This is a genomic window from Pseudoalteromonas caenipelagi (assembly GCF_013140855.1).
Lineage (GTDB): Bacteria > Pseudomonadota > Gammaproteobacteria > Enterobacterales > Alteromonadaceae > Pseudoalteromonas > Pseudoalteromonas caenipelagi.
In genome coordinates this window covers 95477-117245 of sequence record NZ_JABBPG010000008.1, presented here as the reverse complement: position 1 = coordinate 117245, position 21769 = coordinate 95477, and the positions used below count along the sequence as shown (strand labels likewise).

The following is a 21769-nucleotide window of genomic DNA, read 5'->3' as shown; positions in this document are numbered from 1 at the left end:
ATCCTGGACGCAAAGGCGTTACTATTTGCGGCAGCACGATTCATTGGCTGGTATTACACTGGCTTTATTTTAGCATATAAATTAAAGGATTAGGATATGGAACAGGCTATACCACCTACGTTATCCCTCAGCTGCCAATGCAAAAAAATGAAAGCAAAGGTAGAACCTATTTCACCTAAACAGGCCAATCATCTCACCTGTTATTGCAGTGACTGTCAAAAGTTTGCGGTCGTGCTCAATCGCGACGATCAAGTACTTAATGAATATGCTGGAACAACCATAGTACAGGTGCCTATTGCACATTTTAAATTCACCGACGGGAAAGAGAACCTAGCCTGCTTGCGGCTTACTGAAAAGGGCCTCTACCGCTGGTATGCAAAGTGCTGTAACACGCCTATTGGTAATACCCTTAATGCAGGATGGCCCTTTATTGGTATCATTCATAGCTTTATCGATGATGACAGACTCGTTGAAAAAGCAGGAGAAATGAAAGGCTCAGTCCACATAAAGGAGGCATCTAGTCGAGTGCCTGAGCGTCTACTTGGTCCTCAAGGGCATACCAAACTACTACTCGCTACATTGCAAAAGCTTGCACTGTGGAAACTACAGGGTAAAAACAAGCCAAGCGAGTTTTTTGACAGTAATAGCCAGCCCGTTGTTGTTGCGCAAATCCAAGCACACTAATCTGTGTGCTTAATGCTCAAAGGCAGCTCCATGTTCTACCGCATAAAATACCAATATCTCAACAGATATTTTTCCTTCATTGTTACCTTCGTTTAGTTATGAGCTTCCATACTTATACATTGAATTATCAGATCACAACCGAAACGCTCAAATTCTAATGCGGCTCGCATTATAAAAAAGTAAAAAAAACACCTTTACCTAAAGTTAACTTGAGGTTTTAAAGTTAACTTAAATCAACAGGAGGTGCTTAATGAATAACTATTTAAATATTATTAATCAAAGCTTTATTGAAAGAGTTTTTGAGTTGTTAACGGATACGATGAAGAATAAATAGGAGAAAAAAATGCGCTTAGAACATGTAAATTTAGTGGTGTCAAACTTAGAAAAAGCTCTTCACTTCTATCAAGCTGCATTCCCTCATTGGTATATACGCAGCGAGGGACATGGCGAATGGTATGGTAAAGCACGACATTGGCTACACCTTGGGGATGACTATAACTACATTGCCTTTAGCGACCACGGAGAAGGTAGTAACCGAAAGCTTGAGGGACATCAAATTGGTTTGGGACATTTTGCTTTTGAAGTAAATAACCTTGACGCTTTGATCAACCGACTCATAGCTGCAGGCTACCCAGTTGATAAGGGAAGTAATGACAATCCGCACAGAAGAAATGCTTACTTTATTGACCCAGATGGGTTTGAAGTCGAGTTTGTAGAGTATCTAAGCGATCTGCCACACGAGCGAAATAATGACGATTAATAAACCAAAGGCGACATGAGAGTAACTCTGTCGCCTTTTGTTTAATCAAACACCTGATCACCAAACTTTAGAAATTCTTATTGAAGCCACTGATCTATCTTCGCTTTGCTCCAATACATCAATAATAATGCCTTTTTTAGGGATGTTACGCCCTGTCGCTGGACGCAAGTAATTTGAATAATCATCCCAGTCTATGAATCGAGGGTTGTTATTGATAAACGGGTCTGACAACGTAACACCACTTATAATGCTTTTCCAATCAAATGGTTCTTGAACGTCTAAGCTAAAAGCCGCATCACGGATCTGCATTACCGAGCCTGCCATTTCACCTGTGCTATACAAGATAGGGTTTCTATCTGCATCCACGAGCCCTAACCAACCTTCACCTGGGTGATCGGCAACATGATTATCACCTTGCTGAACTGTACTTGCACCTGCACGCGATACTGGACGGTATGAAGTATCAACATACCAAACAAGCATACCAGGTGAGTAACTTGCTCCACGCGTTGTGTCTTTTAAGGCTTCATCAACACCAAAGTGCTGACGCCACTCGACCAGATAATAATGTGGATAATCAAATTCACCTGTAGACGCTTCAAAACCATTGATAGCAAGACCTAGGTTGCTTGCTTTGTCAGCATCATAGTCAACCAAAACCTCTGACTCAGCCATTACTTTAATATCATCAAAGATAACGCCAATATGGCCAGTATTAAATGCCCAATATTGCAAAGACACTGTAATTTTTTGGCCTGCAAAGTAAGTTAAATCAAACTCAGCATCACGAGGGCCGTCAGAACGCCCCGCAAACCCAGGACCAATGTACTGAGAAAAGCGGCTTAACATATCGGTCAAATTACCATTTACGACATGCAAGTCTCCATTGCCATCCGTTACTCGCACCTGAATTAAAGAGTTATTTTTATCTGTTTTATAATCAGTAACAAAAGTTAAAACCGCTTCTGACTTCGCACTTAAGTCAACTTCAAAATCCAGCGTTTTAATGGCTAAGTCAGAGCCAGTAACAGGTGAGCTGATAAAACCTTTGTTATCACTTGGTAAAAGCTCTTTAACGGTCTTATCGTTCAAGTCAATGCGAATATAGTCATTGTTATTACCACGTACAGACGCAGCATCTAACTTATAAACACTACCTGTTGAGGTAAGTTCATTTTCATGTAAATCAGTGCCAACGAACCAGTTTCCGCCCATAGAAGATTGCAAGTATTGTTTGGCAAAAGGACTCATTCCTGTAGGCGCTGTCCCACTAATTTCTCCTCCATAAGACCCTGAAGACATAACCGACCAAAAGCCAACTAATGAACCTGGCGCCTTTTCAATTTCTCCAAGCCCATCCTCGGTATAGTTAACATCGTACTCGTCTGGTAGCCCTAAATCATGACCATATTCATGTGCTGATACACCAGCGGCACCATCAACGGGCTGCAGTGTATAATCGTGAACTCTGTAGCCTGTAGTACCAACAGGTTGAAAGCCAACTGCCGAACGGTGTGACCAAATAGCATCTTCACCTAAATCACCCCCTCCTGCAGCTTGATCAATTGATGAGTGATAAATCATCACATGATCTAAAATGCCATCGGGCTCTCTTAAGTCACCATCACCATCGTAATCATAGCGATCTTCTTGGTCGAAATAACTCAAATCTACGCTGGGGTCATTTGCAAGATGATTAATCGCTTCCATTACAAGTGCCTGAGCATTGATATCAACTTGTCCTGCTTGGCCTGGAGCACCATAGTAAGCAGCGTTGTTTGCGGCGGTATACCAACCAAACACTTTTCCTTCAACTTGATATGAACCACCACTTTGATCTAAATAGTACTGCTTCATACTTATTAAGTTTTGACCACTCGGCCCTGCGTAACCAGTACTCGAAAATAGCATGTCACGATAATGTTCAACCGAATAATCTGAGTAGTAATTTCTAGTTAGATCAGAAGTTACAGCATTGACTGGATAGTCAGGGAAATCTATCAAAATTGCCAGCACACGGTCAGTCGTCACTGCACCTTGCCATGCTCTGCCAGTTGCTTTTAAAGGTTTTGAATTGTCAAAACCTGAGCCACTGGCCTTACCACGTGCCACATGCCACTTAGTTTTTAATATTTGGTTGCGTTCAATCTCAGCTTTACCGCCGCTATTTTCTAACAACGGTTTAATTGTGACGTTTGTGCTACTGGCATATGCACCGCTACAAATGAGTGATATTGCAGCAGCTAACAGTACATTTTTTTTCTTCATTTTTGCATCCTAATTATGTGACTATCGCCCAGCCCATGTACCTATTAAGAGTGCAAAATACAATTACTCTGTTTGTATTGTCAATTTTTTTATAATTATTTAACAAGAAATATTTATTCCGTTTAATAACAATGAAAGTAATAGAAAGTTACCAACAAAAATATATCAATAAATTCAAACAATTAGATAATAAGGAACGTATCTATGCAATATTTTGTTAAACTAATTAGTAAGCAACCATGAAAAACAGTTCAAAAAAATTAAACAAAACGATAGCCAAGCATCCCCACTTTAGATTTGGGTTGAAGAAAAATAGACTAGTTGGTTGAGTTCGCCCTAGGGTGTTGCCACTTTGTCACAAGCGCGTTTTCTTATCGCTTTTGCGATTGGCCTTTCAAAAAGTTTGAAAGATAAATAAGCGGCCAAAACACTCAGCAACAATGACAGAATCAGCTTTAGTTCAACGGATAGCGCTAATGTGTTAACCACTTCAATGATTGGCATATGTAATAAATACAGTGAATACGATATCTTGCCAATAAAATCTCCAAGCCTATTAGACAGCAAGACATTGTTATCAGGCACTAAAAAGACTATACAGAAAAACACTGTCCCCATTACAAACAACACTTCATAACTTAACCACATCCTATTTTTAGAGTCCGACGTGATAGGTGAAAACTCAGGATACATCAATGGAATTAAGCACAACGCTAAAATAAACCAATGGCTTCGTAAATAAGCCGGAATATTTGCGCACTTATAATGCAACCCAAAAATGACGCCGATAAAGAAAAAAGGCAAGGTTCTTAAAATACTAAATAAATTGTATGGAATACCGTAGAAGTCACCAAATACCTTCGGGAAGTTAGTGAAAAAGAGCAATAACATAACTGCAATTATCACTACATAAATATAGCCTTTTCGATGTTGTGAAAGTGACCATAACAAAACAAAGATAAAATAAAAATGCACTTCTGGGGGGATAGACCACAGCACACTTTCACCATAAACGAACAATAAATGACCGACAAGAGTATTATAATCAGCAATGTTATAGAGCACGTTTTTGTCGGCTTGAGTAAAAAAATAAGAAGCAAACACAATAACTAAGTAAAGGGGAATAACTCGCCCTACCCTCGCCAAAAAATAATCCGTTATGTTTTGTCGATTACATTGCTTATCTAAATACAGGTGTGCCATTAAAAAGCCACTCAGTAAAAAAAACAGCATAACCCCATAAGCCCCAGAACCACCGCCTAAAGCGCCATCGAGCCAATTGGTAAGATCACTAAAGTGAGTAAAAAAAACGATGAGGGCAGCAAGTGCTCTAAGTGTATTTAGCTTCCTTATTTGCATACAACCAACTCCATGAGGATCTATTTCTTAGCAAAGGCAAGATTCTATAACCTGCTTTAATAATTACAACAGTTTAATTTTTTATTAATAACAATCACCTAAGATTGAGCGCTGCGATGTTGCTGTGTTAAATGAATTTATACAGCGAATTATGGATTCTGTTTTGAGTATGATGTATTTACAAAGCTTCACCAAAAAACCAACCGATTGAGTACCTGAAAAATAACCAACCTGTACAATGCCAAGCCTTTTATATGCACTAATTAAAAGGTTTTTGGTTACCATGGCAGTTGTTGAATGCTCTTCTCGAAAATGCTTATTTTCACTGTTTTTGCTCACCTGCTCATTGTTCACCAATGCATCCAATGACTTAGCTAGTATCAACACCGCTGATTTAGCTCAAAACGTTAACTTCATTGTTGAACTTAATACTCAACCTAAAACAGCCAGCTCACTGCATCTTAGCAAGGCACAAAATGCCCAGCAATTGGCCCAACGCCAGCAACACGTTATCAGGTCAGTGCATCGCGTTAGTCCAAGTATCGTTATTGATGCCAATTACAACACGGTGCTAAACGGATTTTCAGGCAAAGGAAAACGTGCAGATATTCAAGCTCTGCAGCGTCTTCCGATGGTCAAGCGCATTCATATTGTTGAAGATAAAACTTTACCACCACTTGATAAAATAGCAGCAAGAGGGGCCTATTTATCTTTTCGAAGTGGTGCAGACCAAACTACACCTACGGGCCTTGGTGTAACCGTTGCAGTGTTGGACTCAGGTGTTGACTACACACACCCTGCACTCGGTGGGTGTTTTGGCCCTGCTTGCAAAGTAGTCGGAGGCTATAACTTTATAGACAACAATCATGATCCTATGGATGAAAACGGCCACGGTACTCACGTAGCCGGTATTATTGCAGCACAAGGACAAAACCCTGGTATTGCACCGGATGCTAAAATTTTGGCTTACAAAGTATGTACCAAAACATGCCCCGTTAGTGCTATTTTACAAGCCTTTGAACATGCTCTTGACCCCGATGGTGACCCAAATACCGATGACGGAGCAGATATCATCAACATGAGCTTGGGTGGTAAAGGTGATATTGATAGCCCGCTTACTATTGCAGTAAATAATGTTGTAAAAAAAGGCGTAACTGTCGTGGTTTCTGCAGGTAATGTGGGCGCGCTTGGACCGCAAACCATAGGTAGTCCCGGCAACGCAGAACTAGCAATAACGGTAGGCTCGTCGGGTAGTTACGATAATACCAAAGCAGTCTCTGAGTTTAGTTCTCAAGGCCCTATTTTATCTCACAGCTATCAAAAGCCCGATATAATCGCGCCTGGCTACATGATTAATTCGCTTGCGCTTAACAGTTCTGATACCACGATGTCAGGTACATCAATGGCAGCCCCCCATGTTGCAGGGTTAGCTTCTTTGTTAAAAGAACAGCGCCCAACTTTAAGTCCACTTGAAATAAAGTCTTTGATTGTGGCGCATTCCTACAATAAGCACGCTCCATTTGCCAAACAGGGTAACGGTCAGATGAGTATCACGCGCGCACTGAACGCAAAATTACTCCCTTTTCAATCACAAGTGATGATTGGCAAACTCAATAGAGACGGCGATGTACACAACTCTGAGCACAGTGTTGCAATAAAAAACATATCTGATGAACCTGTTACATTAAAAGCGCACATTAAAGTCCCTAGTGATCAAACAAACATCTCATACTCTATTGATAGTACCAGTTCACTTACACTTGCGCCCAATGCTACCCATCGTTTTAAAATAACAGTTAAATCAAGCAAAGAGTTAGATTATGCCAGTGACTTTTTACACGAAGCCCAATTAGTCATAGAGCATGAAAGCGCACAACTTTACGTGCCCATTATCATGCTAGACGCGATTGAATACACGATTAACTCGCAGCAACTTGTTAAAGAGTTATGGCTCAAAGAGCACGACAATAGTGGCTCTTATACCGATCAGTACATCACACAAACGCAGTACCTACTCAGACCGGGGCAATACACACTGAATGCGTGGTACAGCCTTGCCGATAAAGAAGCCATCGTGGTTAAAACACTTGATATAAAAGACGCATCGCATATTTCAATTTCAACAGCGCAAGCGCCACATAAAATCAAAGTACAAAGCTGGCTAGATCATCAAGGTGCTTCAAGAGACCTCAATGAATTAGAGGGGTTTGGCGTGTTTTTTGATATCGCGAATAAAAGCCAACAAACACGCTGGAGCAAGTTTTTTGACCTGTCAAATAACGGTATGTTTGTAAGCAAACCGCTATTCTCATCATCGATACCACAAGGCAATATTTTAAGCTTCTCACTCATGTATGGTGATACAGCAAGTTCAGCAGATGATTATCATTTATATGCATGGTCGCAAAGTATCGATAAGCTCGATGGCAATAAAGCCATTGAGTTAGACGGCTCATCAAGCAGCACTGTATTTTCAGTCTCTGCCCAACACCATAACGAGTTTAAGTGGTTAGTCTATAACAATCTTGAAACTATTCGTGACGACACCCCATTTAATAGTAATACACTCGGTGTATACACATCAGGTAGAGCATTTGCAAAAGCACTAAGTTCAGCCCACCGATTATCTCAGCCTTTAAGTTTAACGGTGCATGGCAACCCTCAGCAATCGACGTTTGCAAACAGCTATAAATATCAGTTAACAGAGCAAAAGACTCCCTACAAGTACGTTACCACCCCTACTTTTAATTTTGAACAGGCGGGGGTAAAACAGCGTAACCACGCTACCATTGAACGTAATTTTAATATTGATTGGCAAGCCTTAGTCATTGATGCACATCAAGCTGGCTTTGATAGCCAGCTGGTTTTTCGAGATGAATTAAAAAGCCACAACAACTTACAATACAGCGACTATATTGATGACTCGGTACTTGTTTGCGATCAATTTATCGTCGCTAAACGCCAATACACATCATCAACAAACGGTAACCTATTTGGTACAACAACTGCGCATAATAAAGTGCAAGCATGTCAAAATAGTCAATTTATTACCTATGCAAATAGCTACCTTGCAAACACTCCATCTTTGATTGCAAGCCAATTACAGCTAAACAACAATGAGCAACAAGCACGTATAAATGTTGTTAAACTTGATTATCAAAGCATTTCTCAAGCGAGCATTCCATTTCATTATTTGGTAGAAAACGACGATTCGTTACAAGGCGATGTAAAAGTTCTTGCTGAGTTAAATATCAATGGCCAGTGGCATGAATTAGATGTAACGACGCTAAGCAAAAGCATTGATGATAATGGATCACTGGTAAAAACGAGTATCGACTTACCTGAACAAGAAAATACGCAACTTGCAACCCTAAGAATAAAGCTATTCACCAACACTTTGCATAAAACCATTTGGTTAACAGATTCTATTGTTGTCGGTGGCACGCTCGAGGAATTATTTGCTCAAGACTCAGATAACGACGGTATAAACGACGCTCAAGACCGCGATGCTGATAACGATGGGATGACTAACGGGTATGAGTTTTTAAACAACCTGAACCCCTATGACCCCACAGATGCCAAAAGCGACTTAAATAAAAATGGTATCAGTAACCTTGCACAGTTTGAGCAAAATACCTGGAGTCAATTTATAGAAAGCACGGTTGATAGTGATCTTGATGGTTATGTTGACCTGCGAGACCTATTTCCTAACGATCCAAACGAATGGGCAGACTTTGATAAAGACGGCACTGGCGATAACGCCGATACCGATGATGACAATGATGGTTTTGTTGATAATCAAGATGCATTCCCCTATGACGCGAATGAATGGCTAGACTCTGATCAGGATAGCATTGGCAACAATAGCGACCCAGACGATGATAATGACGGATATTTAGATGCTGAAGATGCCTTTCCAACGGACCCAAGCGAATGGCTAGATACCGATTTAGATGGCCGCGGTAACAACATAGATAATGATGATGATAACGATGGCTTTCAAGACCATGTAGATGCTTTTCCTTTAGATGCCAATGAATGGCTAGACTCCGACCAAGACGGTGTTGGTAACAATGCAGACAATGATGATGATAATGATGGATTCATTGATACTGAAGATGCTTTTCCAACAGACGCATCAGAGTGGTTAGATAGCGACTCAGATGGCGTTGGTAACAATGCAGATAATGACGATGATAACGATGGCTATAGTGACGACAATGACGCATACCCGTTAGATGCGTCAAAATGGTCAGATAAACCTATAACAAATGTTACACCAATAACAACGTCTCACACTGAAAATGGTGACGCGCAGGCAAAAAGTAGCGGCAGTTTTGGCTTATTCGCTCTTGCCCTATTGCTGTTATGCCTGTTTCGTTTAAATTTAATGACGAATTCACCTTATAAATTTAAATGCAACAGCTTATAGTTTTATTGATATGCTCAATCCTAAACACTTAGATTGAGCATATTGAGAATCATACGTACAAACGCTAGGTAGACTTATCCCATATACCAGGCTCACATTGCCCTTGAATAGCCACCTGCTTGGCGTTAAATTCAGGCTCTTTTCCCTGTTTTCTTTGTTTGTTGTAATCTTTATTTACAGCAACAATAGTCGGTGTGAGTTGAACGATGGCAAAAATATTAACCAAGGTCATCAAACCCAAAGCCATATCCGCCAAGCTCCATACTTCTTTTAGGGTCGCAGTTGCTCCCCATAACATCATGCCCAAGTACATTGTGGTATAGATACTACGACCTACTTTATTATCAAGCTTAAACAGATGTAAATTACTCTCTGCGTATGCAAAATTGGCGACAACCGACGTAAATGCAAATAACGTGATTGCACCTGCTACAAAATAAACACCGCCTTGTGCTAAATGAGCTGTCATGGCATTTTGCGTTAATCGGATCCCTTCCATGTCGCCACTAATATTCACATCAGCGAGCAAAATGATCACGGCCGTGCAACTACAAAGCACAATGGTATCAAAAAACACCCCTAGCATTTGAATATACCCTTGAGTTACTGGGTGATTGGGTATTGGACTAGCAGCTCCTGAAGCATGAGGCACGCTTCCCGCGCCCGCTTCATTGGAATACAAGCCTCGCTGAATGCCATTTTTAATCGCAGCCCCCATAGCACCAGCCCCGGCTTCTTGTAGTCCAAATGCAGAAAGCAAGATATCTTCAAGCATGGCTGGAACATGCTTAAAGTTAATAAGCGTGATGAGTATGGCTGCGGACACAAAAAGTATGCCCATGATCGGCACAACCCGCTCAGCAAAGCGCGCTATTGCTTTAAAGCCCCCCATTATAATAGAGCCTGCGAGCACTGTGATCACCACGCCGGAGTAGAACGGTGGAATATCAAACGCAAACGATAAGGCATCTGTAATCGTATTAGTTTGCATGGCACTAAAGCTAAAGCCATATCCCAAGAACAAACAAACAGCAAACGTGATAGCCAACCAACGTTTATTTAAACCTAGTTGAATATAATATGCCGGCCCTCCACGAAACTCACCTTCACTATCACGCACTTTGTATACTTGACCAAGCACACTTTCAGCAAACCCTGTTGCCATGCCTAGCAGCGCAATGACCCACATCCAAAAAATGGCACCGCTGCCACCGAGCGAAATAGCCACAGCAACACCAGCTAAATTACCGGTGCCAACACGAGCAGATAAACCGGTGCACAAGGCTTGAAAAGAGCTCACTTTTTCTTTATCGGCGTTACCGCTGCTCTTTAGGAGCTTAAACATGTGCGTAAATTGACGCAGTTGGATAAGCCCTAAGCGGGCTGAAAACCACACGCCGGCAAACAACAAAATATAAATAAGTAATTGACCTTCACCCCATAACAGGCCGTTAATACTTGCTATTACTTCATTGATCATGCCGAACTCCTCTTACGCACTTGCGTGCTTTATTATCGTTTTTGTAAGTGCACACCACCTAGCATACAGCGTATCGAGCCACCAGCCGATTCCAAAGTGGGAATACTCATAGGTAACAAACTCGCAGAGCGCTCTATGATATGTTTTTGCTCGTCACTCAATGCATCTAAAGCGCTTTGAGATAAAGCTAAAACGCGCCCTTGATGACCTTGTAACTCTAATGCATTACCACAAAAGTGAGCTACCTGCGCATTAGTCAGTCGGATCACGGTCTTATTTTGGCTTTTAAAGTACGCAAGTAACGCCGAGCGTTGCGCTACAGGCACCATATCTAAACCTATCATCACAAACTCTGTAGCAACACACATTAGAACATTGGTGTGATATACGGCCATTTGTTGTTCATCAAACGCATTAAATACATGTGCTTGATAGCCGAGCTGCTGACAGACTTGTTTAACCAACTTAGCACATGTACGCTTTGACTCAACCGCAAAGGCGATTTTATGGATGTGATCTATAACCATTGAGCCCGTACCTTCTAAAAACAAGTTACTCTGCGCCAATTGACTCAAATCAGTTATAGACGCTACATGATAGTGCTGCTTTAAAAACTCCACGATATCCAAGCGACGTTCGGCACGACGATTCAGTGCATACATGGGATAGGTGATCAGTTGCCCATCACGGTGTGTTGAAAACCAATTATTTGGAAACACAGAGTCTGGTGTTAAGCGACTTTCATCTTCAAATAAATGCACATCGACACCAGCATTTTGCAGTGTATCCGCAACATAAGTTACCTCTTTATAAGCCAATTCACTCACCTGAGCGCTCTGTGCCTCCACTTGATAAGCATTGTCCTGCATAGTTTGTGGGTTGGATACAAAATGATGTGGGCGGATCATCACTACAGCATTGGGGGCTTGAATAGCGCTCATACCCTAACCTTACTACAGAGTGATAAAGTAATATCTGAAAATGTATGTTCAATAAAAAAAATGAAAGGCTGCATGGCCCCTCCTATCATGTTGTCATAATGTCTAGGTTACTATAGCGAGCGAAATCTTTAGTTAAAATGGCAAAACATCACACAATAAGCATAAATTTTTAGCACAATTAGTAAGCATATTGTACAAAATGGCAGATCACTGTTATTTTAATCATAGGTTTCACTCTTTTAGAACTCACATGCAACCTTACCTCTATGACTCCTTAGACAAAGCCCTGATCGCTGCGCTGCGAAAAGATGGCCGAGCATCCGTATCTACTCTTGCCAATTTACTAGATGTATCTCGCGGGACAGTACAAAACCGTTTAGACCGACTAGTAAGTTGTGGGGCTATACTAGGTTTTACTGTTAGAGTACATGAAGAAATAGACAGTGATGCAGTGCGTGCTGTAATGATGATTGAAGTGGTGGGTCATTCGACATCGCAGGTTATTCAAAAACTCAAAGGCATACCTGAGCTTATTAGACTTCACACCACCAACGGCGCATGGGATCTTATCGCAGAAATTAAAGCTGCTAACTTAAGCGCATTTGATGGTGTGCTCAGAGAAGTCAGAGAAATTCCGGGTATCTTAAACAGTGAAACCAGCATTATGCTGTCGTCAACCTAATGCTGATAATCAGTATACTTTTTATAAATCGCTGCAATTTCTTGGTTATTAACCATAGTAGTTAACGCGGTGTTGAGCTGCTCTTTTAAATCAGTTAGGTGAGGCTGCAGGCGCATAGCAACCTTTGCAGTTTCAATGATATAAGCGTCTTTAAAATGTCGATAGGCGGGGTTGTTCGCCATATAATAGTGCGCAGTGTCTTTGCCAATCAATACATAGTCTAAGCGGCCGTAGGCAAGTTGACCTAGTAATTCTTTTTCTGAAATATTGTCATAAACAATCAATTTATCTTCATCAAAATGACTTTCAAATGCACCATAACGATACCCTCTCACTCGACCAACGAGGCTCCCATATGCTTGGCTAACATCTTCCAGCGTATTAGCGTTATTACCGAGTAAGATTTCCACCGACTTGGCATAGGTGATTGTGTAGATCCCTGGTACTTTTTGCTGTATTCGCCATTGCATACTAACGCCAGGTTCGATGTCTACTTGTCCAGAATCAAAAAAGCGCTGCCCACGTGCAACAGAGGTTGCTACAAACTCAAACTCATGCCCAGTTAACTGCGCCAAACGTGCAAAAATATCAGTAAAAATACCCACTACTTTGTCGTTTTCTTTGAAGCTATATGGAGGGTTAGCGCCATGATAAACCAGCACCGTGTATTTTTGAGCAAACGCGGAAGAAGCCAAAAATAGCAGTAATAAAAGCCATACTTTCATTGAAACTTCCTCCTTAATGCTATAGCAAGCGCATTATTTAGTTATAGCACCATGGATAATTTTTGTACAAAAATAGCTGCTAATCGCCATTATTCGAAGTGCTATAAAGTTGCAGGGTGAACTTTAAAATCACCAGTAAATTCGCGATAAACCACAAGTCTTTAATCACAAATTGACCAAGTCCAGCCAGTACCGTTTGAGCACTAAACGCACCTTGTGCTGTGATTAAAAAAGTTTGCGTCATTACAAATACAGCGCCACACCCTAACATCGCAATGATTAGCAGCTTATAGCGCCTTATTGTTAGGCCAACCCCCAGTAATACGGCAAATAGGATATCGTAGCTGCCAATCAGATTTGACGCCCATTGAACCGAAAACAATTCATACAACCAAGACATAAATGGCGAGGTGCTCACCAAAGATACAATGCCTTTGGCCTCAAACTCATAGAACTTTAAGCCCCCAATCCACATGAGCACCATAGCAACCGGTAAGTAATTAAACCATGCAAGTTGCACAAGCGAGAACCGCGACGCAAAAAAGAGCGTTAACGCTAAAGGGATAAGCGCTGCATATTTGATAACACCTTGGCCCGACCCTAAAATTGGAAAGCCGCCTAGACTTTCGATATAACGACTCGAGTCAAGCAAGGTCAGTAAAGGAAGCGCGGCTACCAGTAATATAAGGCCAAAGCTCAACATGGATAATTTCTGCTTTTTCGAACATAGCACCAAGGCCGCAGCAAGCAACATCAAAGCACCGAACAGCCTGCCAAAACCATTTGCGCTTATCGCGCTTCCCATGTTGAAAAAGTTGACCATAGTCGTCATTTCTTTTTCGCTGCCATTTAATGCCAATGACACGCCTAAAAGTGCAAGGCTTAAACAGACGCACACTTTGACGGCATGATTAATATAATTTTGGATCATCTTATTCTCTCATTTATCTGTATGACTGATGTAGACCGAACAAGCATGGTTTTACATTCACTCTAGGCAGTAAGATAAGATGCTTTTATTATTTAGGATAAACATGCCATACAGTGCAGATAATAAAAATGGCGCTAAAAGCACCATTTTTATTATCAACTCAGATTAATTTGATACGTGGGCGGTTTGTTTAATTGTTTACCAAGCCCTCTTAAACCCAGCCACCAAGCAAATGCAATTCCCCCCATTACGGCGAGCCAAGTACCAGCAAATAGAGGCTGCTGAGCAAAATTTGCTAGCTGATAAATGCTCGTAGATAGAATATAAGCCAAAGAAGTTGTCCAGCCTATCACCAGCCACATCCAACGTGCTCCAGACTCGCGTTTAACCGCGCCTAATACAGCCACACAAGGGGTATACAGCAAAATTAAAACGAGGTAGCTAAATGCCCCAAGCTGGCCATTAAATTGACTGGCCATTTGCGTTAACAGCGCATTGCTGTTGGCATCTTGTTCATCTAATGCGCCTAACCCTAATGGATCGCCTAAGTTACCTAATAGGTCTATAAAATTGTTAGGGATAGTGCTTAAGGCCTCAGCGGTTGCGTTAGTCAGCGAAAACTCGCTTTCTTGCTGCTCTTCACCGATATAAAGCGCATCTAAAGTACCTACAATGGCTTCTTTAGCGAACAGACCGGTGACAATGCCCACCGTTGCCGGCCAATTATCTTCTTCAATCCCTAAAGGTTTAAACGCAGGCGTCACTAGCTGTGCGGTTTTGGCTAATAATGAACGTTCGGTATTTTCATTACCAAAGCTGCCGTCGGTGCCAATTGAATTAAGCATACTCAATAACATAACCACCATCACGATGGTTTTGCCAGCGCGTGCAATAAACCCTTTTAAGCGGTGCCAGGTTGTTAGCCAAATATTGCGCCATACTGGTAGATGGTAAGCTGGCATTTCTGTATAAGAAGGCGTTTTTTCACCGGTGAAAACCAGTTTCCTGAATATAAAACCACTACCAACAGCAACAACAATACCCAGTAAATACAAGGCAAATACCACATTAGCGCCATTGGTTGGAAAAAACGCTGCAGCAAACAAAGCGTAAACCGTTAACCGAGCACCACACGACATAAATGGCGCCATGATTATTGTTAATAATCTGTCAGACTCTCGGTTCATGGTGCGCGCTGACATCACCGCAGGCACATTACAACCAAAACCAACGATTAAAGGCACAAATGCGTTACCCGGTAATCCGATAGATGACATTAAACGGTCAATCACAAATGCCGCGCGAGACAAATAACCACTGTCTTCAAGTAACGATAAGCATAAATAGAGTACCCCTATCACAGGGATAAATGTTGCAACTAATTGCACACCAGCACCAAAACCATCGGCAAGTAACACACTGAGCCATGCAGACGCACCTACAGCGCCAAGTACTTCTTTAACTCCATCAATTAACAAAGCGCCGACAAAAATATCGAAAAAATCAATAAACACGGCACCAAAATTAACGGCAATGGTAAACATCAAATACATCATCGCCAAAAAGATAGGCACACCCAAAAATCGATTAAGAACAACCTTATCAATGGAGTCTGTTATGTCTGAACGTTGGGGTGAAATAATATTCACCCCTTGAGTTAGGCCACGCACCCGTTTGTAACGTGCAACCGTTGCCGCAACAGGATCATGCTGCTGTACTTGCTGTTTTGTGACCACATCAGGTTTGGGTTTACTATCAGCTAATGTACTTGTAAGTGCTTGTTTTAATGAATCAAGACCTTTGCCAGTTGAACCAATGACTTCAATAACGGGTAATTGCAAACGTTCACTTAATAGCGATACATCAAGAGATTTACCGCGTTGGGTCGCTACATCCACCATATTGGCTGCCACCACCATAGGCGTACCAAGCTCTTGCAGCTGAGTTGTCAGCACTAGGTTGCGCTCTAAATTAGAGGTATCAACAATATTGATGATTAAGTCAGCATCACCTTGGCGTAAAAAATCAATGGCAATTTGTTCATCTTGTCCAGGCTCTATTTGTTCAACACTGTAAAGGCCAGGCAAGTCGATAAGCTCAATATGTAACCCCGTAGCCAAGGTACATTGACCGAGTTTTTGCTCAACCGTCACTCCGGGCCAGTTACCTACCTTTTGTTTTGAGCCAGTTAAGCGATTAAACAGTGTGGTTTTGCCACTATTGGGGTTACCCACTAATGCAACTTTCATCTGCGCCCCTAAGTATTTAATGTTAAAGAAATAAAGCTCGCATCAGTTTTACGAACACTCACTAGGGTGTCACCTACCTTTACCTGTAATGGACAGCCCATAGGAGCAACGTTCATCAGCTCGATTGACTCTCCAGGTACTAAACCAAGGGCCATGATACGACTGGCGAGTGCAACATCTTGGTGCCCCAATGCAGAAATAACGGCTTTTTGTCGTGGTTTTAAATCATTTAAAGTCATAGTTTAAGCGCTTACTGCAATTAACAATAATTCCCATTACCATTTTGCGCATAATAACTCAGAGTCAAAGCTAAGGAAAGAGCAGCTTTCATAAAGCTGTAACTTACGCCCAAAAATCAGAAGGTTGCATAACAAAAAAGTATAAAAAAACTGCAAATAGTATATTATTTATTAACATATACACCCACAAAAGTTACGACCCGCACGTAAATATCAATTCAGGAAGTTCTCATTCAAAGTCTTATGTTTATCTCTAAATGACACATTCCCCTGAATAATGGACTAGTTGTAGAAATTAAAATTATATTGTATAAGATATTCATACCGAGTATTTGTCTGGATTGGGTCGATGTTTATTGATATCTAAATAGTTGTCTTTCCTAATTTGTGAAGGGGTTAAGCCAAAAAAGCATTTAAATTGCTTAGCAAAGTAGCTTGGATCACCAAACCCTGTACAAAAACAGATAGATGAGATAGGTAATGACGTTTCAACAAGTAGCTTGCGTGCTTGTTCTAACCTTGTTTCTGTTAAAAATTGTTTTGGTGTTTTAGCTAGATATTTTTTGAACCTTCTTTCTAACGCACTCACAGATAAGTGGGCAATCTGAGCGAGTTGCTCAATGGTAATCGCTTTTTGATAGTTGAGACGAATAAACTCAACGGGTGTTTTTATCGCGTTGATATGAGCAAGTGTTGTTGATGTTTTTTGCAAGTGTCGAGTTATACCGTATGTGCCGATAACGTTGCCTTGCTTATCTTTCAATGGTCGCTTTGAGGTAGTAAACCAAGCCAGCTCGCCATTGTTAGATTGATTTATTTCAAAACGGTCTGTTACACAAGCTCCTGCTAAGACCTTTTTGTCATCTTGGATAAATTGTCGTGCCACATGGACTGGAGCGAAGTCAAAGTCGTTCTTGCCAATCACATCATCCAATTTTGCGGCACCCACGTGGTCCACAAAAGCTTGATTAGCATAAACAAAGCAATGCCTAGAACTTTTTATCCAAAAAAGGACATCTGGAAGTAAACTGAACATATTAATAATTTGAACCATATCAACATCTTTAGTATTTTCAATACATTCTATTTCTTCTTTTTTGTTTTCCATATTTCCGACAACTAATTTCGACATCACAAACTTTATATGTAAAACGCCGATTTTATTTTATTTTAGACTGAAATTATCTTAACAGCTTCATGGGACAAAATAATAGACTGTTCTGTAATTAGAATGTAAATAGGTGACAACGAGTGAGAAAAGTAAGAATGGGCATGGTCGATGGAGGGCCTGATGCATTTATTTGTGCGTTACCTAAATCTCAAAGAATGGACTTCGTGGTTATCGTAATGCCTAACCATTTACACTTTCTTGTATTGCGCGACAAACCAGCTACCGTCAGCCTTGCTCAAGCATTGGAACTTGAACTAGAGATCTATAAATCTAAATGGCTTTGTGGACTTACTTGTGCATACGCGAATTATCTCCTTATCAAACAAGCCGAAGAGCTGGTTAAAACAGGAGAGTTTGGCGCGGTTAAAAAGGTGATTGTTGAGTACACAAGGCTGGTTTGCAAAAAATGAACCAACAAAATTCCAATAGACTATTCGTTGCCTGCTGTTTGGCACTCACCGTAACTGCAATGACTTTTGCTATTAGAGCGGGAATATTAACTCAGCTTAATGCGCAGCTTAGCTGGGTCAATGCGATGGCACTTTTAGACTTTCCTGTAGCCACTATTTTTGATGGCGTTGCTTATAACTGGCTAGGGCCCAAGAAACTACTGTTCATTGCCTTAATCGGATATGTTTTGGGGCTCATATTAACCATGAGTGCAGCGGGCTTTGGCTTGCTAATTATATCAAGCTTTTGTATTGGCTTTGCTAATAGGGCTGTCAAAGCTGGGTGTAATCCACTGATTGCGGATATATTTCATACAAACAAAGCCGTAATGCTGCTCCCAACCATACTTTATGGATATTTAGTGCTGGCCCAAGCCTTCCCAGCTAAAGCTGTAGAAAAAATATCTATATTAGGTAATGTGAGAAACCTGCTGCACCCATTGTTTATCTTTATGGCATTTTGTCAGCCTTTAACCTCTGTGACAGAGCTAAGTACTCAACAATGGATAGAAAGAGTTTTCGGCGACACTGGTGCTCCCCCTATGATTGTTATGGCGATGATAACAGGAGCAATGGCCGTAGGACGCTTTTTTGCAGGACCTTTTGTGCACTCGTTTGACCCCATTGGTGTGTAGTACGTCTCTGCAATATTTGCTGCTTTAGGTCTTTTTTAATGAGTACGAAAATCGGTATTAAGGTCTATTTTTCAGCATTATTGTTTGCATTGGGTGTTACGTATTTTTGGCCTACTATGCTTGGCTTTGTTGCAAAAAAATTACCTAACACTGGCGCTTTAAGTCTGTCAGTTATGGGCGGGGTCGGTATGCTCTCTGTCAGTTTGTGGAGTCCAGTGATTGGTAGGTGGATTGATTTAGCGAGAACAGAAGCACAGCAATATAATTTAACAGACGAGCACGTTGAACTGATTACGGGCCAAGCTACATTAGGGTACTTGGTGTTATTCCCTTGTACTTTAATCATTGCATTTGCCTTTTTACTCGTACAGCAAAAATAAAAACTTCTATGCATAGGAAGCTGAAATGACTCAACTAACCGACATTGATAAGAAAAAGCGGCAATTCTTACATCACTTAACTGTTTTGCTGGGGGGGGCTTCAGCAGCACAATTCTTGGACGGCTCAGTACTATCAAGCGCATTTGCATATTCTATAAAGGCAAATAGTGCCGACAAGGATGGCGCTCTATTAAAACAACATCACATGAAACTGCTCAAATGTATGGTCGACTTGGTAATGCCCAAAACAGAGACTTTATCTGCCAGCGAATTGGATGTACATGGGTTTATAGATCATCAGTTAAAAACGGTTCACAGCATGCAGGACCAGCAAGCAGTCATAAGTCTACTACAAAAAGTAATGAACTTTAGCCAAAGCAACTTTAATGGCCCCTTTATTGCGCAATCTTTCGAGCACCAACTCAAAGTGATGCAATGTGTAGAAGCGCAATCACATGGGTTTGATAAACAAGATAGGAAAACACTCAAGTTGCTTAAAAATTTGATAGTTTTTGGTTATTTCACTACTGAGTATGGTGCAACTCAAGCCTTAAAATACCAAGCGATACCAGGTGGTTTTAAAGGCTCGATTGAATATACATCGGTGGGAAACTGCTGGGGCTCACTCGGGTTTTATTAGGTTCATGTGATGACAGATTTATACATAAAAAATAGCAAAGAAAAGTTTGATGTGTTAGTCGTGGGTTCAGGCATTACTGGCGGCTGGGCAGCCAAAGAGTTTTGCGAACGAGGCTTCAAAACACTGATGATCGAGCGAGGTCGTATTGTTGAACATCGCAAAGATTATATCGGTGAACACAAGGGCCCTTGGTTGTTTGACAATCGTATGAAAGTCGATAATTTACTTGTTGAGCAACAGTATAATGTGCAAAAACGATGCTACGCATTCAGCGATTCAACAAAACATTTTTTTGGCAACGACAGAGACTTGCCGTACACCACTGCTCAAGGCACAGGGTTTAGCTGGATACGCGCCAATCAGCTTGGTGGTAAGTCATTACTTTGGCATCGCCAATCCTATCGGTTCAATCAATGGGATTTTGAAGCTAATAAAGCAGATGGCTATGGTAATGACTGGCCTATTCGATATAACGATTTAGCACCATGGTATGCTCATGTTGAAGCACATGTTGGTATCGCTGCAAATATGGATAATTTAGATACTTTACCCAACAGCGTGTCTTTACCTGCATTTGAATGGACTGCGCCAGAGCGCATGCTCAAAGATAAATTAGCAAAGCTTTACCCCGATAGGCCCATGGTGATGGGCAGAGCTGCACATTTAACTAAGCCAACAGAATTACACTTAGCGCAAGGCAGAGTACAGTGCCAAGCCCGCAATGAATGTCAAAAAGGTTGTTCCTTTGGGGCTTATTTCTCAACGCAAAGTTCAACCCTACCTGCGGCCGCAAAAACCGGAAATTTACATATTGCCCCTAATAGTGTGGTGCACAGCTTGATTTATGATCGCAATAGAAACAGGGTGGTTGGTGTGAGAGTGGTTGACAATGAAAGCTTAGAAACAAGAGAGTATTACGCTCACATGGTTTTTTTGTGTGCATCTACACTCGGATCGACACAAATATTATTGAATTCTAAGTCTAAAACCTTTCCAAATGGCATTGCAAACAGCTCAGGTGTACTTGGTCACTATTTGATGGATCATAATTACAATGCGAGAGCTGTTGGCGTAGTAGAGGGTTTTGACAATGAATATTACTCGGGACGGCGACCGACAAGCCCCTATATCCCAAACTTTCAATATAAACCTAGTCGATACGCAATGGACTATAAAAGAGGCTATGCGTTGGCAGCTTGGTCGAGTCGAGAGGACTGGCGCGCTAAATCTAGCAGTGATGGGTTTGGTGCTGATTTCAAAAATAACATGACGCAAGCCGGACGTTGGTTATTTGGGTTATCTGCTCAAGGAGAAATGTTGCCCAGATACGAAAACCACGTATCGTTGCATCCAACGAAAACGGATAAATGGGGAGTACCGCAACTACTTATCAATTGCCAATGGTCAGATAATGAAAAGTTGATGATGGATGATGCAGCGCAGACCGCCAAAAACATGCTGTTCAAAGCTGGATTGAAGGATGTGTATTGCTATACGCGCTATCACGAGCGCCACCCAGGGCTTGCTATTCACGAGGTCGGTACAGCGAGAATGGGCTCCGATCCAAAAGAGTCAGTATTGAATGGATTTAATCAAAGCCATGATATTCCGAATTTATTTGTAACTGATGGTGCCAGTTTTTGTTCAACGGCTACCGTCAATCCATCACTCACTTTTATGGCTATTACGGCTAGAGCTGTTGATTATGCCGCAAAAGAATTTAAAAACCGTCGAATTTAGGAAA

General features: G+C 41.3%; 18 protein-coding genes. 9 read left to right on the top strand and 9 right to left on the bottom strand.

Features of this window, described 5'->3' with window-relative positions:
* Positions 1-96 precede the first annotated feature (96 nt).
* Together HG263_RS17065 and HG263_RS17060 are read left to right on the top strand one after the other, a co-directional pair.
* Positions 97-684 (top strand): DUF6151 family protein, encoded by a 588-nt coding sequence (locus HG263_RS17065; protein ID WP_171627304.1) that lies wholly within the window; start codon positions 97-99, stop codon positions 682-684.
* 343 nt (positions 685-1027) lie between these two features.
* Complete coding sequence (locus HG263_RS17060; RefSeq protein WP_171627303.1) at positions 1028-1444, top strand: VOC family protein; 417 nt, start codon at positions 1028-1030, stop codon at positions 1442-1444.
* Positions 1445-1501: 57 nt separating this feature from the next.
* Here the strand turns inward: HG263_RS17060 and HG263_RS17055 are convergent, their stop codons facing one another.
* Positions 1502-3712, bottom strand: coding sequence for an immune inhibitor A domain-containing protein (locus HG263_RS17055; RefSeq protein WP_171627302.1), 2211 nt, complete (start codon positions 3710-3712; stop codon positions 1502-1504).
* A 336-nt stretch (positions 3713-4048) separates the two neighbouring features.
* Positions 4049-5071 (bottom strand): acyltransferase family protein, encoded by a 1023-nt coding sequence (locus HG263_RS17050; RefSeq protein ID WP_171627301.1) that lies wholly within the window; start codon positions 5069-5071, stop codon positions 4049-4051.
* A 283-nt stretch (positions 5072-5354) separates the two neighbouring features.
* Between HG263_RS17050 and HG263_RS17045 the strand changes: the two genes are divergently transcribed.
* A complete protein-coding gene (locus tag HG263_RS17045) occupies positions 5355-9503 on the top strand; it encodes a S8 family peptidase (protein ID WP_171627300.1) in 4149 nt (1382 codons plus the stop codon).
* A gap of 64 nt (positions 9504-9567) precedes the next feature.
* On the opposite strand, the gene HG263_RS17040 is transcribed toward HG263_RS17045, so the two are convergent.
* Together HG263_RS17040 and ctlX are read right to left on the bottom strand one after the other, a co-directional pair.
* Complete coding sequence (locus tag HG263_RS17040; RefSeq protein ID WP_171627299.1) at positions 9568-10983, bottom strand: alanine/glycine:cation symporter family protein; 1416 nt, start codon at positions 10981-10983, stop codon at positions 9568-9570.
* Between the two features lie 32 nt (positions 10984-11015).
* Entirely contained in the window at positions 11016-11924 is a 909-nt protein-coding gene (ctlX, locus tag HG263_RS17035; protein WP_171627298.1) for a citrulline utilization hydrolase CtlX, read from the bottom strand.
* Between the two features lie 250 nt (positions 11925-12174).
* Here ctlX and HG263_RS17030 point away from each other — a divergent pair, with 250 nt between their 5' ends.
* Positions 12175-12606 (top strand): Lrp/AsnC family transcriptional regulator, encoded by a 432-nt coding sequence (locus tag HG263_RS17030; protein ID WP_171627297.1) that lies wholly within the window; start codon positions 12175-12177, stop codon positions 12604-12606.
* On the opposite strand, the gene HG263_RS17025 is transcribed toward HG263_RS17030, so the two are convergent.
* From HG263_RS17025 to HG263_RS17005, 5 genes are all read right to left on the bottom strand, one after another.
* Positions 12603-13331, bottom strand: coding sequence for a substrate-binding periplasmic protein (locus tag HG263_RS17025; protein ID WP_171627296.1), 729 nt, complete (start codon positions 13329-13331; stop codon positions 12603-12605). The two genes, HG263_RS17030 and HG263_RS17025, sit on opposite strands and share 4 nt — an antisense overlap.
* Positions 13332-13410: 79 nt before the next feature.
* On the bottom strand, positions 13411-14262 hold the full coding sequence (locus tag HG263_RS17020; protein WP_171627295.1) for a DUF417 family protein: 852 nt from the start codon (positions 14260-14262) through the stop codon (positions 13411-13413).
* Between the two features lie 155 nt (positions 14263-14417).
* Positions 14418-16511 (bottom strand): ferrous iron transport protein B, encoded by a 2094-nt coding sequence (feoB, locus tag HG263_RS17015; RefSeq protein WP_171627294.1) that lies wholly within the window; start codon positions 16509-16511, stop codon positions 14418-14420.
* Positions 16512-16519: 8 nt separating this feature from the next.
* A complete protein-coding gene (locus HG263_RS17010; RefSeq protein ID WP_171627293.1) occupies positions 16520-16750 on the bottom strand; it encodes a FeoA family protein in 231 nt (76 codons plus the stop codon).
* Between the two features lie 319 nt (positions 16751-17069).
* Entirely contained in the window at positions 17070-17882 is an 813-nt protein-coding gene (locus HG263_RS17005) for an AraC family transcriptional regulator (protein WP_343044009.1), read from the bottom strand.
* 119 nt (positions 17883-18001) lie between these two features.
* On the opposite strand from HG263_RS17005, the gene HG263_RS17000 reads away from it, so the two are divergent.
* From HG263_RS17000 to HG263_RS16985, 5 genes are read left to right on the top strand one after another with little or no spacing between them, the layout of a single operon-like run.
* Positions 18002-18331 (top strand): Gfo/Idh/MocA family oxidoreductase, encoded by a 330-nt coding sequence (locus HG263_RS17000; RefSeq protein WP_171627291.1) that lies wholly within the window; start codon positions 18002-18004, stop codon positions 18329-18331.
* Positions 18328-19005 carry an MFS transporter gene (locus HG263_RS22450; protein WP_246240012.1) on the top strand — a complete coding sequence of 226 codons (678 nt, stop codon included), beginning with the start codon at positions 18328-18330 and terminating at the stop codon, positions 19003-19005. Before HG263_RS17000 ends, HG263_RS22450 begins: the two co-directional genes overlap by 4 nt.
* Positions 19006-19043: 38 nt before the next feature.
* Positions 19044-19385 carry a hypothetical protein gene (locus tag HG263_RS22445; RefSeq protein WP_246240011.1) on the top strand — a complete coding sequence of 114 codons (342 nt, stop codon included), beginning with the start codon at positions 19044-19046 and terminating at the stop codon, positions 19383-19385.
* Between the two features lie 25 nt (positions 19386-19410).
* Positions 19411-20025 carry a gluconate 2-dehydrogenase subunit 3 family protein gene (locus HG263_RS16990; RefSeq protein ID WP_171627289.1) on the top strand — a complete coding sequence of 205 codons (615 nt, stop codon included), beginning with the start codon at positions 19411-19413 and terminating at the stop codon, positions 20023-20025.
* 9 nt (positions 20026-20034) lie between these two features.
* Positions 20035-21765 (top strand): GMC oxidoreductase, encoded by a 1731-nt coding sequence (locus HG263_RS16985; protein WP_171627288.1) that lies wholly within the window; start codon positions 20035-20037, stop codon positions 21763-21765.
* Positions 21766-21769: the final 4 nt, after the last annotated feature.